General features: G+C 39.4%; 13 protein-coding genes. 3 read left to right on the top strand and 10 right to left on the bottom strand.

What is annotated here, in order from left to right; translation table 11 throughout:
- Positions 1–36: 36 nt before the first annotated feature.
- The 5 genes from J7E38_RS09830 to J7E38_RS09810 all read right to left on the bottom strand — a co-directional run bounded on the left by J7E38_RS09830 (position 37) and on the right by J7E38_RS09810 (position 4,336).
- Positions 37–516, bottom strand: coding sequence for a GlcG/HbpS family heme-binding protein (locus tag J7E38_RS09830; protein ID WP_214705572.1), 480 nt, complete (start codon positions 514–516; stop codon positions 37–39).
- A 21-nt stretch (positions 517–537) separates the two neighbouring features.
- Positions 538–2,010 (bottom strand): aldehyde dehydrogenase family protein, encoded by a 1,473-nt coding sequence (locus J7E38_RS09825; RefSeq protein WP_215038420.1) that lies wholly within the window; start codon positions 2,008–2,010, stop codon positions 538–540.
- Between the two features lie 206 nt (positions 2,011–2,216).
- Entirely contained in the window at positions 2,217–2,948 is a 732-nt protein-coding gene (locus tag J7E38_RS09820; protein WP_214705570.1) for an iron-containing redox enzyme family protein, read from the bottom strand.
- Positions 2,949–3,169: 221 nt separating this feature from the next.
- Positions 3,170–3,940 (bottom strand): creatininase family protein, encoded by a 771-nt coding sequence (locus J7E38_RS09815; protein WP_214705569.1) that lies wholly within the window; start codon positions 3,938–3,940, stop codon positions 3,170–3,172.
- Between the two features lie 63 nt (positions 3,941–4,003).
- Positions 4,004–4,336 (bottom strand): 2Fe-2S iron-sulfur cluster-binding protein, encoded by a 333-nt coding sequence (locus tag J7E38_RS09810; protein ID WP_214705568.1) that lies wholly within the window; start codon positions 4,334–4,336, stop codon positions 4,004–4,006.
- Positions 4,337–4,777: 441 nt separating this feature from the next.
- Between J7E38_RS09810 and J7E38_RS09805 the strand changes: the two genes are divergently transcribed.
- Positions 4,778–5,113: a hypothetical protein gene (locus J7E38_RS09805; protein ID WP_214705567.1), complete on the top strand. Its 336-nt coding sequence runs from the start codon at positions 4,778–4,780 to the stop codon at positions 5,111–5,113.
- Positions 5,114–5,612: 499 nt separating this feature from the next.
- A complete protein-coding gene (locus tag J7E38_RS09800) occupies positions 5,613–6,995 on the top strand; it encodes a hypothetical protein (protein ID WP_214705566.1) in 1,383 nt (460 codons plus the stop codon).
- 116 nt (positions 6,996–7,111) lie between these two features.
- Here the strand turns inward: J7E38_RS09800 and J7E38_RS09795 are convergent, their stop codons facing one another.
- Both J7E38_RS09795 and J7E38_RS09790 read right to left on the bottom strand, forming a co-directional pair.
- On the bottom strand, positions 7,112–7,798 hold the full coding sequence (locus J7E38_RS09795) for an NAD(P)-binding domain-containing protein (RefSeq protein WP_214705565.1): 687 nt from the start codon (positions 7,796–7,798) through the stop codon (positions 7,112–7,114).
- 106 nt (positions 7,799–7,904) lie between these two features.
- Positions 7,905–9,350, bottom strand: a complete 1,446-nt coding sequence (locus J7E38_RS09790) for a hypothetical protein (RefSeq protein ID WP_214705564.1) — start codon at positions 9,348–9,350, stop codon at positions 7,905–7,907.
- Between the two features lie 598 nt (positions 9,351–9,948).
- Between J7E38_RS09790 and nadX the strand changes: the two genes are divergently transcribed.
- Entirely contained in the window at positions 9,949–10,755 is an 807-nt protein-coding gene (gene nadX / locus J7E38_RS09785; RefSeq protein WP_214705563.1) for an aspartate dehydrogenase, read from the top strand.
- Between the two features lie 213 nt (positions 10,756–10,968).
- On the opposite strand, the gene J7E38_RS09780 is transcribed toward nadX, so the two are convergent.
- From J7E38_RS09780 to J7E38_RS09770, 3 genes are all read right to left on the bottom strand, one after another.
- Positions 10,969–11,643: a GntR family transcriptional regulator gene (locus tag J7E38_RS09780; protein WP_214705562.1), complete on the bottom strand. Its 675-nt coding sequence runs from the start codon at positions 11,641–11,643 to the stop codon at positions 10,969–10,971.
- A gap of 97 nt (positions 11,644–11,740) precedes the next feature.
- Positions 11,741–12,361, bottom strand: a complete 621-nt coding sequence (gene yyaC, locus J7E38_RS09775) for a spore protease YyaC (RefSeq protein ID WP_214705561.1) — start codon at positions 12,359–12,361, stop codon at positions 11,741–11,743.
- Between the two features lie 366 nt (positions 12,362–12,727).
- Entirely contained in the window at positions 12,728–13,723 is a 996-nt protein-coding gene (locus J7E38_RS09770) for a hypothetical protein (RefSeq protein WP_214705560.1), read from the bottom strand.
- Positions 13,724–13,733 lie beyond the last annotated feature (10 nt).

The raw sequence follows: 13,733 nt of genomic DNA, 5'->3' as shown, positions 1-13,733 counted from the left end.
TTCCGCTTTCCATCTAGCGAATGAGGCCCTATTCTATTATTTTTTAATGTCTGCTTCTGTAACGACTTCGTATCCGTCTTTTTCCAAGTAGGACTGAAGAGCTTTTAAAGCAGCAGTTCCAACAGCCGTATCTTGTTCGCCATTCCCGCCGCTAATGCCGATCCCTCCAACCACTTCTCCGTTTACCACTATTGGGAAACCTCCAACAAATACAGCAAACTTGCCATTTAGCATATGCTGGATGCCGAATGCTTCATTTCCTGGCAATGCCGGGCCGTTTGGTTCTTTATTAAATAAATGAGTCGAACGTTTATGGCCAGAAGCTGTATAAGCTTTAGCGATGGCAATTTCAGGACCTGTGATTCTTGCTCCGTTCATTCTTTCAAGTGCAATCACACTTCCACCATCGTCTACAATTGCAATGGTTTCAAGGACGTTAATTTCTGCTGATTTTTCCTTCGCTGCTTCAATCATTAATTTTGCTTCTTCTAATTCAAGTTTAAGAGCTGTTTTCATGTTCATTCTCCTTCTATCTGATTAGTAGCCAATATAAACAGTTTTGACTTGCGTGAAGAATTCAAGGCCCACTCTGCCGGATTCACGGAATGTTGCCGTGCTTGATTGCTTCATGCCTCCAAACGGTGCATTAATCAAGTTGCCGGTCGTTGTCCGGTTCACTTTTACCGTCCCTGCCTGAATGTCTTTTGTGAACCTATTTGCCGTTTTCAAATTATTGGTAACTATTGAAGCAGATAATCCATAGTCGACATCATTGGCAATTGCGATGGCTTCTTCATATGTATCTACTTCGATAACGGCAATCACCGGACCAAATATTTCTTCTTGGGCAATGCGGTGATCTGGTTTTACATTGGTGAAAATAGCAGGCGTTACAAAGAACCCTTTCTCATATGCACCAGCGGATAAATGTTCACCTCCATATATAAGTTCCGCTCCATCTTCTTTACCGAACTCAATGTACTTCAGGACATTTTTTAATTGCTTTTCATTTGCAAGCGGACCGATTTTAACTCCCTCTTCAAAACCGTTGCCGATTTTCAGAGCGCTTGTTTTCTCAATCAATTTTTGCACATATGCTTCTTTTACTTCTTTCATGACGATGACTCTGCTCGTCCCCGTACACGCTTGCCCTGTCAGTGAGAATCCGCCATTCACGGTTAAAGTCGCAGCAAGGTCTAAATCTGCATCATCCATGACAACGAGGGGATTTTTTCCGCCAAGTTCCATTTGAGTGCGGGTAGTGAATGGGGTTTTTCTGTGGATATCCTCCCCTGCTGCTGTCGAACCGGTAAAAGTAACTGCTTTAACAGCAGGATGAGTGACTAATGGGTCGCCAACATCAGATGCCCTTCCAGTGACAAAGTTAAGGACACCTTTTGGTATGCCAGCCTGCTGCAATGCTTCAACAAGACGGACAGCTATTAGTGGCGTATCTGAAGAAGGTTTAAAGACAACAGTGTTCCCTGTAATTAAAGCAGGAGCAATTTTTCTGGCAGCAATGGAAATTGGAAAGTTCCAAGGTGTAATCACGCTCACAACCCCTAGGGGTTCTCTTTCCGTCGATACCTTCATATTCGGGTCATCATTCGGGAAGGTTTCACCTGTGAAGCTTTGTCCTTCAACCGCATAATAGCGCAGCGTCTGGGCCGATCTAAGCACTTCATTTTTAGCATCACTAACATGTTTTCCTTCTTCTCTTGACAATTCTTCTGCATATTGGGCCGCATTCTCTTCCAGAATTGAAGCCGCTTTGTTTAAAATGGCAGCACGCTTGGATGGGGCTGTTTTTGCCCATTCCGGAAATGCTTCGTTTGCAGCTTCGATTGCCAGCTTTACATCGGTTTGATTCGATGCCTGAAAAACACCAACTACATCTTCTGTGTTTGCAGGGTTTACGCTATAAAACTTCTTTTGGCTGACTGATTCCTGCCATTCTCCGTTAATATAGTTATTGAAAGTTTCTACTTTCGTTGTAATCAAAACTATCACCTTACTCTCTGTTTATTTCTCACTTTACTGTGCCAAATTCACTATTTAATAAAACAGCCGCCACTTAGACCTCGATTGACAAGATTTAATGTGACGGCCTGAAATTGTAAATTCTTAAACTGAATGAGTCTTTTGGTTATTTAGCTCCGGTAACCTGGCTTGCTTATTTCCGCTTCAGCATTATGATTCAGCCAGTTTTCCTTAAATTATTTAGCTTCTACTAAAGCTCCCAAATCCTGTTCAAGGTACTCTCTCCAAAGGCCATCCATGTACATGCGGCGCATTTTGGCACCTGTGCGGACGACTTCAAGGCAGCGCTGCTGAAGTTCTGGAGTGTCTGCGTGGTCCAGAACAATTTTGTAGCCGCGTTCCCCATGGATTTCATCGGATACAATGTGAAGGTCGAAGAATTCAATTTCTTCATCTGTGAATCCATATTGTGCACGAAGAGCAGGGGTCTGTTTACGATAGATATCTGGTACCTGAGACTCCAGGCCAACCACTAGAGCTGCTGTGGCAACAACAAAGTTTTCTCGAGCAGCCACTGAGTAACACCAGCTTTGCAGACCTAATGTTGTGGGAGCCATGTTTTCAGGATTGATTACTCGTTCGCGGGTTGTGCCGCAAGCTTCCGCAAAACGAATCAGTAAGTCCGTATGACGATCAGCAGCGATTTCTTCTTCATACATATTCTGAAGTGTGAAATCTTTTGCTGCTTCGAATTTAGGATCAGACGGAGTATTGTGATAGATATACGCTAAGTAGTCTGCGAAAGGCCCTACATAGTGGTAATGGTTTTCAGCCCATCTCGCAAAGTGCTTTCTTTCAAGCTTCCCTTCAGCCCAAGCTACTGTAAATGGAGCTTTCTGGCTATGATTTCCTTTAATTGCTTCCTCTAGTTCTTTTCGAAATTCATCTTTTGATAATAATTCTGACATGTATAAACTCCTCCTTGATTTTATGTAGACTTTTGGCATTTGATATTTTGTATACCAAAAACTTTTAAAAAAATAAGAGTGATTCTAAATATAAAGTCTTTTCTTATTTCCTTCTTTGGTCTTTGGTATACCTTAATAGAATAATAACCTATTATTTTTAGCTTGTAAACACAATTTTTAGAATCTTTTAAAGATTTTAATAATCTTTCGCAATACGTAGCCTAATATAACAGCTCAGTTTTGAGATCAAGCAGCACTGAAAGTTCCTCTGTAAGATTGGTTAAAGCTTCTTCTACAATTTGCTCGCCGATTTCCCGAGTGCCCTGTCTGCCATCTCCAATACACCCGTTTTGGGTCATTTCTTCATAGAAATAGAATCCCTGAACGGCTTTGCCTGGTCTCAGCTGCTTCCACCTTCCATCTTCTCGAATATCGCCTTTTTCTAATAGTCCGGTTCTGACCAATTCAGGAGCCAGGTATAATGCTTCTGAAACTTCCCGCTCACAGCTGTGGCCAAAAAGAGAAGACTTGATATATTTTCCAATTGATTCTTTGGCTGATGCGGTTGTTTTTGCATAATAGACTTCAACGTCCAGTTCTTTTGTAATCATCATGGCAGCCAGATTGAGAGTGGATTGGTTACCGCCATGTGAATTCAGGAAAAGAAACTTCTTGATGCCGTGCTGCTTTAATGAAGAAACCATGTCTTTCAAAACAGCAATCAAAGTAGCTGGCTGCAGGGCGATTGTTCCTGGAAAATGCATATGATGTTCGGAGACACCCATATTCACAACAGGAGTAACTATGGCATATGGAAACAATTTTTCTCCCAGCTTTATTGCCATCTTTTCCGCAAGCACTGCATCACAGCTTTCAGCCATATGCGGTCCATGCTGTTCATGCGCACCGACTGGAATGATCGCCAATTCAACGGTTTGCAGTGACTCTTCTACTTCTTTCCAAGTCATTTTAGTTAAATCATAACAATTCATTTAAAAAGCACCTACTATCAAAAGGTATTTTGTATACCAATAAAAAATTAAAAAAATAAAAAACTATTTCGTAATGGCCGCTGTTGTCTTCTTTGGCGGATTTACAGATATATTTTCCTGGGAGATTTCAATATCCTTCTGAATCGTTAACTGGCAAGTTAGTCTGTAGCCCTCATTTACCTTCTCACCTAACATTTTTTCCTCTTTCCAATTTGGCGGCGCTAAATCTTCTCCCCCATTAATAACTACACAAGTGCATTTAGTGCACCTTCCCATTCCGCACCCATACTTTAACTCTGGAAATTGGCGGATCCCTGCTAATACTACTAAATTAGCATTATCTTTTACTTGCTGTTCCACTTTCTTCCCATCAACATGAAGAGTAACCTTTGGCATATCATTTCCCCTTTCAGTTTATTCTAAAAATTTAGATACTTTACAAGAGTATACAACCTTTCTTGAAGATTGGCAAATAAGATTTTATTTTTTATCTATAATAAACTGCCTGCTCATTTTGAATCTCGGAAGGGAAAGATTCGCTACTCTGCAACATTAGTAGGTAAAGTTTGCTAACGATAGCAAGCGCACAGTGAGTTTTGCAGCGAAGTCAGCACCTCAGTTTAACATCTAATCATTCTATTTTTCATTCTTTCTTTAACCGAATTATTAAAAAATTTAGAATATATCATTGAACATTTCTTTTCCTTGTTATAAAATACTTGTAAGCTTATGGTATACAATATTCCAGAATGGGGGAGATACAGGAACCTACATACTATAAGAGACTTTTATTCACCTGCTCTTGCAGATTCTAAAAATATTAAAGGAGTGTTAAATGTGGCAAAATACATTATATTAACGAATAAGGATACTTTCCAAACGATTCTTGAAAATGACGGCTTAAAGCCGGTTGAAACTTATCATTTTTATTTCTTCGATAAATTAAAGGCAAAATATACGATCGCAGAGGTTTTGGATGAGAATATGAAAATCCAATTGTTTGAGGAATATGAAGGGAAAGAATATGTTAACCATATCGGTGTGAAATTCTTTGAGCGATTTGAAACCATTGAGGCTGCACGCGAGGAATTAGATGAGATTGTAAAAGCATCAGGCAACAGTGAGGACTCCATCCATTCTAAGCTTGTTAAATCTGATGAAGTAGCTGTGTAACCTTCTGTTAATAAGTAGACATTAAACCCGGAGGAAGCTTCTCTTCTTCCGGGTTTGTTGTTCAGGAACAGAATGCTTTTGCACACCACCTTCTGAAATAACCGCTTCAATAGCAATGGGTCAACTAGGAACTTTCAATGGTCTCCGGCAAAAAAAAGACCGCCAAGATGGCGGTCTGGTTAGAATTTTAATGTCTTTCTTAATCGGGCTAATTTTCTTTCGGATTTTTCAAGTGCATATTTTGAACCAAATAGAAAGTTGAACATTTTCATTTCCTCCTTTTTTTATCTTTCTAATTAATATAAGTATATAACGAGTTTTACTTATTTACAATATAATTGTATACCAAATACCATATTTTTAATAAAATAATGGCTAAATCATGAAATTATCTTATGTTATTTTATTTTTGGTATACAATCACTTTTTAAAATGATAAGGATTGCATTTTGAAATATGATTAGACGAAGGATTCTTAATTATTGCGAGGGTGTCTGATATGCTTAGAATTTTATTTTTATCTGTAATTAGCCTATATTTGCTGTCCACTCTGAAACCAGAATGGGAGATCGGTCCACTCCTCTCCATTTTATGTTTCATTATAGTTGTTTTAACATTCAGGCTTGCTAAGCGATTTGTCCAAGTCTTAGGGGGTATCTTCCTTGGTCTAGGGGTTTTACTGCTTTGGACAAGCGGCTCACAATGGCAAGATTATCTCTTTGCTTTTGGGCCTATGCTTGACTTGCTTACAATGTTTACCTTGATACCTATCTTGGGGATTCCTATTAAGATTGGGAGATATGGCGAAGGGATACAAGCGATTATTCAGAAAAAAGTTAAGACTTCCGGACAACTATATATGATGACTTCCGGTATCTCTTACTTTTTTAGCATTTTTATGAACCTTGCAACCCTTCCTATGACCTACTATTCCATCCGTCCAGCGCTGGGAAGCTTTCCTGTACGGAATAAGGAACGGTTTATGAGCAGGGCGATTTCAAGAGGCTTTGCAATGCCTTTATTATGGGCTCCCGTTACACCAATTGTCGGGATTGTTATTACAATGACAGGAGTAAGCTGGGGATCGATCCTTCCCTATGTCATTCCGTTAAGTATGCTGGGATTAGGATTGGATTGGTTTATTGGTTCCCGCAAATCCCAAGCAATGGTCATCCCGCCCTTAGGTGAATCAGCACATGAAACGGCAGCAGCCCTGGAAACTGGCTATGCTGGACGGCCTGGACGGGTTTTTCAAATTCTGGCTGCAATAGCAATCTTTAATCTTATTGTTTCCCTTGCAGAAACTAAATTTTCATTGCCGTTCTTAATTCTAGTCTCCTTGATCGTCATTCCATTTGCGTTTAGCTGGTCGCTTTTCCTGAAAAAAGGAAAAGAATTTGGCAATCAGCTTATTGAACACCTTAAAACTTTTTCTATGAGCATGAAGGATCAGTTCTTTATCTTTCTATCCACCGGATTTTTTATTTCAGCTATAAATTTTTCCAATTTCAATGAAAAGTTGTATGGCTGGATTGCAGCTTTTATTAACGTTGCAGGAGTAGAAGTTTTTCTGATCATCCTGCCTCTCATTCCATTGGGACTAGCCTTTTTGGGCCTTCACCCTGCAGTATCACTCGCTTTAATGATTGAAGGCGTAAACCCGGATGCAATTGGAATCTCTCCGCATCTTCTGACAGTCGCGATGCTGTCAGGAGCGGTTTCCTCCTTTTTAGTAGGTCCTTATAATGCTACACTCGGCCTTATGTCTAACATTATTAAAGTCAATTCCTATAAAGTGTCCAACTGGAACATACCATTTGCAGCTGTTTATGTGGCTTGTGTCATGCTTTATTTGTTCTTATTAGAAAGACTGTTAAATTAAATTGAGAGGTCCACGGTGCCAGACCAAAAGGCCGATAAAATGAAATACCATAATATTTTGAAGAATGTTCTTTTAACATTATTTATTAACTCCATGGAAAAAAGATGCTGATATCGTTAATCAGCATCTTTTTCTCTTATTTCTCTCACAATCTCCTGTCCAAAATGACCCAAATTCCCTTCGCTATAGGATCGGATGACTTCAGGTGCGAGTGATGTGAGTGCCCTTTTTAAATAAGCAGGCGGATAGCCTTTTTTGGAGAATTCCTTTTCGATTTCTACTGCTGTTTTTACGGCATAATAGGTAGCCAGTTTGTTAATTTCGACTAATCTTTCTTCCTGATCTTTAATTATTTTTCCCAATGGTTCGTATAGTTCCCTTACTTGATCTGGCAAGTTCGTCTCGGTAATAAACAAACCATTTCCCTTCTCCAATAAATCTCTGGAATGACCCATATATTTTATGCCATAAACATTGTAATCTGGGAATCTCTCGTACACTATTTTAGTAGGCAAAGCTGTAGCCATATTGATAAAGATTACCGAGGAAGAAAGTCCATCGATTGTTATGCTATCCATAAAGGGCATCATCTTGCCGGCCGGCAAAGCTAGTATGAGTATATCCAGCTCCCTCAAATCCTGTTCCGTTAATAAATAACCGTTTGGAAAACGCTGAATAAATTGATCGGCCTTCGTCCTGCTTGGATGATAGACACCTATTTGGATATTTTCTGCATTCCAATGCGCCATCATTGCAGAACCCAATTTTCCAATGCCGGCCAAGCCAACTTTGAGATTCTTCATTCGATCCCTCCCTCTCCTTTAAAACTATAAAAAAGGCATCCCTTCAGTTAGTTTATTTCTAACTTTACAGGATACCCCTCAATTTTCAAGCAAGGTGTAAATTATTTTACCAGATCAATATTCCTATTAGAGTTGCAAAGAATAAACTGACGACAACTGGGATAAAGTTTTTCCTGGCCAATTCGAGCGGAGAAAGCTGCAAGAAACCAGCTACTGCCACTAGAGAGGACCATGCAACAATCGTTCCCCCTCCCCAAATGGCACCCATTTGTCCAATCGCTGCCAATGTGGATGCATCGATGCCGCTGCCATTTGCCAATGCACCAGATAAAGCACCGGTTAACGGCAGACCAGAAAAACCTGAACCGTCCAATCCTGTGATAAGGCCGACAATTAAAATACCAAAACCTGCAATAAACGCATTTTCAGGAATATAAGATTGACCTGCCTGGATCATATCAAACAAGAACGCAGGTTTGGCAGCGCTTTCATCTAATGATAAAATTGTGCCTGTGAAGTCTGAACTTCCCATAAAGAAGAACCCTGCAATCGGTATAACCGGTGCCATCGCCCTGAACGCGAACACAAAACCTTCTGTCAAATGATCACTTATCTTATCTAAAGCATGGATGCGGTTAAATGCTATGGTCGCAAGCACCAACAGAAGCGTTGCAACGCCTCCAATAAATGCAGCTCCATCTGTTCCTTCAAAGCCTGTTTCTCCAGTTAATTTTGACTGGAACATATAAACCATAACAGCAAGCATGGATAATGGGACTAAAACGGCAAATACCTTTCCCCATGTGTTTTTTCTCTGGATCGATTCAACACTTTCTTCAGCAGTGGCAGCAAGTTCATTAGCTACCCCAAAAAAAGCTGCATGTTCATTATTAATCTCAGATTCAGTGTTATCATTCTTTACAATTAATTTCCTATGAGCAAAATAGACATATGCAAGAGCAGTTACTCCAGTAATCAATGAAAGTACTAACGTCTTATCAGCAACCATTACTTTATCAATGCCAGCTGCTTTCGCACTTAGCATTGGCGCTACTTGCATAATATAATCTGAAGAAAGGGCCATACCCTGGCCAGCGATGACAATGACCATTGCAGAAGTCATGACCGGCAGGCCGGCACGCACAGCTGCAGGCACTAGTAAGGCACATATAAGCGGAACCGCAGGAGTTGGCCAGAAAAATAGTGAAATGACATATGTTGTAATCATTAAAACAACGTACGAAATATGCCCGTTTACCATAATCTTTTCAATCGGACCAATAAGCCTCTTATCAGCTCCCAGGTCTTTCAAAGAATTAAGCAGGGCAATCATGAGGGAAATGATTAAGAAAATACTAAAAAGTTCTTTTGCAGCAAGGAGGTTCGCATTAAAAACAGCCTGGAAACCTGATATCAAATTTCCTTTGTAAATGACTGCCACTAAGAAAGTGCCCAAAATAACCGGCAGGACAACACCTCTCCTAAAAAGCATCGTGGCAATAACAGACACAGTAACTATTGCATATACCCAGTGAGCTAACGTTAATTCCATATATTCCCCTCCATATAAGTATGAAATATAACTTAGTAAGACCGATTCTTGAATCTAATCTTGCGGTTTCAATAGAGGCATTGATCATGCTCTGCAAAGCTGTCTATGTATACCTCATTACCATAAAAGAAGAAATGACAGGAGAATAAGAAAAACTTACCAAACAGTACATTGCATTTGGTGGATTGTATACCAATTAGATAAAAAGCCAGGTTCCCTTACTAAAATTAACTCTTGAATGTACTACTCTACAAATTAATGATTCATCTTGCATTTATTTACTCTACGAGACAAGTGATACCTACCCTCCGAAGCACCTCCCTATAATCCTATTAATACCTTGTAAACTATAATAACACTAAAATTAAACATTATGCAAACAATTTTGAAAATTTAGATGTTTTACTATTTTCTTAAAAATCCCTTGCACTTTTATCTTCCCTTCGGTAAAATCTATTTAATATTTGTATATAGTATTCTGTATACCATCTTCTGTCATTTCTTTGCGCTAAAGAAATAAGGGTGCCTCCAAATGCTGTTTAAATATATCTAGGCCTAAACAAAACTGATCAATCAAAAATAATGAGGGGTGTACATTATGCTAAAAGCTGGAATTATTGGTTACGGAACGCTCGGAAAAAGCATTGCAGAATTAATATTGGGAAAACAGGCTGGCAATATTAATTTAAAAAACATATTAGTAAGAAGAAAAACAGAATCTATGAAGGCATCTCAGCAAACTGTTGGTTTTACTACAGATGTAGAAGAGTTCTTTAATGGGGATTTAGATATTATCATTGAAGCAGCAGGTCATCAAGCATTACAAATGTATGGTGAAAAAGCACTGGCAAGCGGCAGCAGCCTCATTGTTCTTTCTGTGGGGGCGTTAGGTGAAACAGATTTCTTGGATAATCTTCAAGATACAGCACAAAAGTACAATCAGCAAATATTTATTCCTTCTGCAGCAATTGCCGGACTGGACCGAATCGCTGCCGGCGCTTTGGGTGAAATTGAAGAAATCACCCTTATAACCAGGAAACACCCGAGAAGCTGGACAGGCACTATTGCAGAGGAAAAAGTTGATTTAGCAACTTTAACCGAGCCAGTTTGCATTTATGAAGGCAACGCACGTGAGTCCTCGAAATTATTCCCACAAAGCGTAAATGTTTCAGCTGCTTTAAGTCTTGCCGGAGTCGGCTTTGAAAATACAAAAGTACAAGTTTTTGCTGATCCGACCATTCAGACAAATACCCATACTATTAAAGCAAAGGGCTATTTTGGTGAAACTGAGATTTCCGTTTCAAACGTACCCTATGAAACCAACCCTAAATCCAGTCCTATTGTAGCTATGAGTGTGGCAAAAGTCTTGAAAAATATAACCTCACCTTTAGTGATCGGAGTATAAACACTTGGGGTAATTTTAGTAGCTATGTAGTTTTTTGAGGTGATTAACACGATTTCCGGACACTCACTCTATTTGTTAATCGAACTGATTAAAAAAGGTTGCCTGGCATTCGTTCTAGTATTTGGAGTTCAAACCAGTAAATTAACAATAAGAATAAAATAAATGAGTTGGTAAAGCCTGAAAAAAAATAAGAAAGAGACAGATCGCTCTTTCTTAACCTTTCTTTTCGTTTTGCTGTATAGCTTCTATGTAAGCTTTTTTTGAGTTTTCAATATGTATTTTTGTCAAATATTCTGCCATTTCAATTTCTTTATTGACAATAGCTTCCATGATTTTCAAATGCTCTTCCATAGACTGTTTCGCCCTGCCAGGGTTTTTATGGCCAATCTTTGCAAAAGCCCGGATATAATCGGATAGTCCGCTTAACATTTCATAAAGCTTCACATTTTTTGCCGAGCTGTAAAGGAGTTGATTCAGGTCCCTATGAAGGTCAGAAGTATCCTCATCAGGATTCTTCAGGTAATCTTCCACCTTTTTAATGCTTGCTGAGAAGTTACTTTTCGTCACATCATCCAGCTTTTGCACTGCCAGTTTTGCAGCCAGAACCTCAAGGGAAGAAAGGATTGTGAATACTTCTATTATCTCTTTTTCAGAAATATCAGCGACGATAACCCCTTTTCTGGGTACGGTTTTGACAAACCCTTGAGATTCCAGGCGAAAAAGCGCTTCTCTAATTGGCGTCCTGCTGATGTTCAGCCTTTCAGCAAGTTCCCGTTCCACCAGACGGTCTCCCGCTTTAAATTCACCATCCAATATTAAATCCTTAATATGAAGATAAACTCTCTCACGAATAGAGATTAAATTATCTTCCGTCCAATTTTTCCCCATTAACTTCCCTCTTTCTCCTTGGTATACTTTATACTAATTATAACGTACCTATTTGCTGAACAGCAATTCCCCTGGTTGTTTTAACCAAAAATATGATTTAGGTTACTATTATCTTTTTTTCATTCCCTCTTGGTATTTGGTCATTTACTGCCACGCGTTCTATAATTTCACCGATAATCTCAGCCAGCTTTAAAACAGTGTATAATCGAGTACTGTTTAAGGAATGGACAGGCGATAAAGGATCCAGAGTATTGACGATTGCCTTCAAATGGTAATCCCCCACACTTGGTAAAACCCTATTGACAGCATTCCCGGGAATAAATGGACCTTCCCTAATTAATATAAAGCCAATTTGCCGCTCATCTCCCAGACAAGCATCAATCCCGAAAACAAACGGATCAGGATGGGTTTCATATATTTTTTTTAAGACTTTCTTGATATTTAATGCATGGACTGGCTCTTTAAGAGTTCCATATACAGGGTAAGGAATATTCCGTTCATTCAAAAGTTTGCCAACCAATGGACCTAGTGCATCTCCTGTCGATCGGTCAGAACCAATGCATAATATAACAATTTCCTTTGAAGTACTGTAAAAGATATCTTCAAGTTTGGAAACCATTTTTTCAATTTCAGCTTCTTCCGTCGTTTCCTTTACTGATATATAACTAGCCGCATCCACTAGTTTTTTTCTTTTTTTGTTTATTGGAAAAGGCCACATTATCTGTTTTTCCTCCTTTCCTGTAACGATATATATGTAAAATATTCTTTATAGTAAAGTAATAACCGCTTTTATTGCAGTATTTCTATTCTCGGTATGATAATTATCCTTAGTGTAAACAATGTATGCAAAAAAGGGAAATATTAATATTTTGTATCTTTGCACGCACTTCAGCTTAAGACTAGTTTAGTTTATACTTTCGTAAAAGAAGCATTAGGTACGTCCCTGCGCTTTCCAAAACAATCAAAAAGTCAGGTACATCCTTTAACTGGAATAACCTGACCTAAACACACGACAATGATACTTGCCATGACTGTGTGCCTAAAATGCTTACAGTCTGTATTCTTTATAATCACCCCTGCCCTTTTATTGTGGAGGAACAGGTGCAGTTCCCTTTCGCACACAAACCTTCACGATATCCTTCTCCTTAAATGACCAGGCAACTTCTAAATCATTTTCAGGTTCTCTGGGGTCCTGAACCGTCCCGATATTATCTGTGCGTGCAAATACATTGCAAAGGATAGCAGCTCCTGAAATGTAAAAGGTATCGCCAGCATTTGCATCTTCACGGTTAATCATGCATTGAAATGGGACCTCATCCTGGACCTGGTAGCCTGTGAAGATGCCATCCCTTCCTGTTTCGGGGTTGAATAAAATCGTATCATAGGTAATTGTTTTACGAAGGACTCCGCAAATCATGACCTCCTCTGGACAAACAGCTTCAACTGCTGCTTCTATCACATTTGTATAGGTAACAGGGGTAAATTCATCACCAATCAAAGCAGGCGGAACAAGCTGAGTCTTATGTTCAATCATTTGCTTACAGCATGTCTGAGGATTGGCAACAGGACAAATGAGCCTGCACACCTGCAAATTATCTATTGCGGTTTGATTAGAGCCACCGATAATTCTAAGTCTGGCGATCGCATTCGTACCTACATCCACTGTGACTAAATCCCATTCATCATATACTGGTTCCCTGAAGTTTGCCGGTTTTATTAATCTTGCAATCAGGTTGCCAGCAGTATCAAAAGCATCTATTGTTACCTGCACTGAAGACGAATAATAAAAACTGATTGAAGACACTTCAGGACTAAAGGTCATATCCCGCTCATTGCCTTCGAGCCAATAGATCACAGTACGGGGCGATGGCCAATTCGCAACATTGCCATCAGTGATTGTACGCCAATTATTAAACGTAACAGTGGAAACACATAAATCCAGAGGTGGAACGAGGGTAAAGGTTGGAGGCCCTTCAAACGTTGTCATTCCGCAATTGTCCTCACATATGATTTCAAAGTCACTAGCTTGCGCCGGAGCTACTTTGCTTGGAGGTTTTTCGTAACTAATAAAATGTGCCATACACTAACCT

The organism is Bacillus sp. ISL-35, from assembly GCF_018613355.1.
In the GTDB taxonomy this organism is placed as follows: domain Bacteria; phylum Bacillota; class Bacilli; order Bacillales; family Cytobacillaceae; genus Mesobacillus.
This window is presented reverse-complemented; position numbering and strand designations above follow the sequence as displayed.

Excerpts from the sequence above, each read along its gene's own strand:
- J7E38_RS09795 (WP_214705565.1), bottom strand. The coding sequence starts at position 7,798 with ATGAAGAATCTCAAAGTTGGCTTGGCCGGCATTGGAAAATTGGGTTCT.
- nadX (WP_214705563.1), top strand. The coding sequence starts at position 9,949 with ATGCTAAAAGCTGGAATTATTGGTTACGGAACGCTCGGAAAAAGCATT.
- J7E38_RS09780 (WP_214705562.1), bottom strand. The coding sequence starts at position 11,643 with ATGGGGAAAAATTGGACGGAAGATAATTTAATCTCTATTCGTGAGAGA.
- J7E38_RS09810 (WP_214705568.1), bottom strand. The coding sequence starts at position 4,336 with ATGCCAAAGGTTACTCTTCATGTTGATGGGAAGAAAGTGGAACAGCAA.
- J7E38_RS09770 (WP_214705560.1), bottom strand. The coding sequence starts at position 13,723 with ATGGCACATTTTATTAGTTACGAAAAACCTCCAAGCAAAGTAGCTCCG.
- yyaC (WP_214705561.1), bottom strand. The coding sequence starts at position 12,361 with ATGTGGCCTTTTCCAATAAACAAAAAAAGAAAAAAACTAGTGGATGCG.
- J7E38_RS09790 (WP_214705564.1), bottom strand. The coding sequence starts at position 9,350 with ATGGAATTAACGTTAGCTCACTGGGTATATGCAATAGTTACTGTGTCT.
- J7E38_RS09800 (WP_214705566.1), top strand. The coding sequence starts at position 5,613 with ATGCTTAGAATTTTATTTTTATCTGTAATTAGCCTATATTTGCTGTCC.
- J7E38_RS09815 (WP_214705569.1), bottom strand. The coding sequence starts at position 3,940 with ATGAATTGTTATGATTTAACTAAAATGACTTGGAAAGAAGTAGAAGAG.
- J7E38_RS09830 (WP_214705572.1), bottom strand. The coding sequence starts at position 516 with ATGAAAACAGCTCTTAAACTTGAATTAGAAGAAGCAAAATTAATGATT.
- J7E38_RS09820 (WP_214705570.1), bottom strand. The coding sequence starts at position 2,948 with ATGTCAGAATTATTATCAAAAGATGAATTTCGAAAAGAACTAGAGGAA.